This window comes from Synergistaceae bacterium (assembly GCA_017444345.1).
GTDB lineage: Bacteria > Synergistota > Synergistia > Synergistales > Aminobacteriaceae > JAFUXM01.
On sequence record JAFSWW010000112.1, the window covers coordinates 1 to 1,642 of the forward strand.

Annotated in this window: 1 protein-coding gene and 1 tRNA gene; both read right to left on the reverse strand. The window is 37.1% G+C overall.

The features are described 5' to 3' along the window. Nucleotides 1-90: 90 nt before the first annotated feature. Nucleotides 91-168: transfer RNA gene (locus IJS99_08840), tRNA-Pro, on the reverse strand. 127 nt (nt 169-295) lie between these two features. Continuing rightward, a complete protein-coding gene (locus IJS99_08845; protein ID MBQ7561919.1) occupies nt 296-1,078 on the reverse strand; it encodes a PhzF family phenazine biosynthesis protein in 783 nt (260 codons plus the stop codon). Between the last annotated feature and the right edge of the window lie 564 nt (nt 1,079-1,642).

Sequence of the window (1,642 nt, forward strand, 5' to 3'; positions counted from 1 at the left end):
GAAACGGGATTCGAACCCGCGACCTACGGCTTGGAAGGCCATCGCTCTAGCCAACTGAGCTATTCCCGCATGTTATTACTTCTTTCACTCTGGTCGGGGCGAGAAGATTCGAACTTCCGACCCCCTGCTCCCAAAGCAGGTGCGCTAACCAGACTGCGCTACGCCCCGCAATTTTTTCTTTCTTACGGTCGTTCAACGAGTAATTATTATAACTCTCATGCTTTATTTGTCAAATAATAAATAACGGAGCTGTACTCGAATAATAAATTATTAATTCAAGCTGCCCCGTTTATAGTTAGTCGCAAAAGATTTTGGCTTCAGCGAATAAAGCTGCTTTACCTGATATTGAGATTCTCTCGTTCTCAATGCTGCAATATAAGTAGCCTCCTCGTTGTGATGCCTGATAAGCTGTGATTTGATTCTTGTGCAATTTTTCAGCCCAATACGGTACTATATGACAATGACCGGAACCGCATACAGGGTCTTCGTTAATTTTGAGCTTGGGCGCAAAACTTCGGGAAACACAATCAATGTTGTCATGTCCCTGCGCTGTTATATGCAACAATAAGCCGTCTAGTTGCTTTACTTTTTCTAGGTCAGGCTGACAATTTTTAACGCTGTCTGAATCCTTCAAGACGCATACAAGATCACGCCCCATAAACGCATATTCAGGAGTCATTCCGCCTAAAGCATCGCAAATTTCATTTGTAACTGGAACAGATTTTAACTCATATAACGGGAAGTCCATATAATAAAGCTCGTCTTTATCTCGTCTAACTGTAAGAGGGCCGCTCATTGTGTCAAATATAATCCTGTGAGAATCCTCGTAAAAATTCATCAATACAAATGCAGTAGCTAACGTTGCATGGCCGCATAAATCTACTTCACCGCCGGGAGTAAACCAACGTAATTTATAATGTTTCAAGTCTTTAACAGTAAATGCTGTCTCTGAAAAATTGTTCTCACGCGCTATATCAATCATTAATTTTTCGTCCGGCCAAGAATTCATTATGCAGACTGCCGCTTGATTGCCTGAAAAAATTTTATCTGTGAAAGCATCAACTATATATTGTTTCATGAAAATTATTCCTCACTTAAATTATAATAATCATAAAGTAGTTATTATAGCTTATATATTGTAATAACAAGAAAATTATTATGAAATTCTGAATAAATATTCATTAACAAGAGTCAGCTGACGAAGAATCCGCTACAATTCCATTTGTTAAAGTCTTTCGGAAATGCGCATTTATTATTACTGGTGGGGAAAACGGGTCGCCATATACAACAAATTTAATATATAAGCTCAACAAAAATATCTTGTCATATTTTTTCGAAAATGTTTGCTAGTTTATTAATTTATGAACAAGCGCACAATGAAAATTTTAATGGATTTGGACAAAACTCTTTGATATTGATAAACAAATTAAGGCTCAACACAAAAAATTTTTACTGGACATACATATGATTAGAGTAAACTATTATATTAGCACAATACATTTGTAATAGCAGTCTTCATCGCAAAAAAGTTCTGCTCACTGATAATTAATCGCTCATAAAGTTAGTAAACGGCATTCTTAAACGCTGACGTTCTCTAAAGATTTGGGAGCTGCTTTCATCACTCTGACGGCAACTAATCACA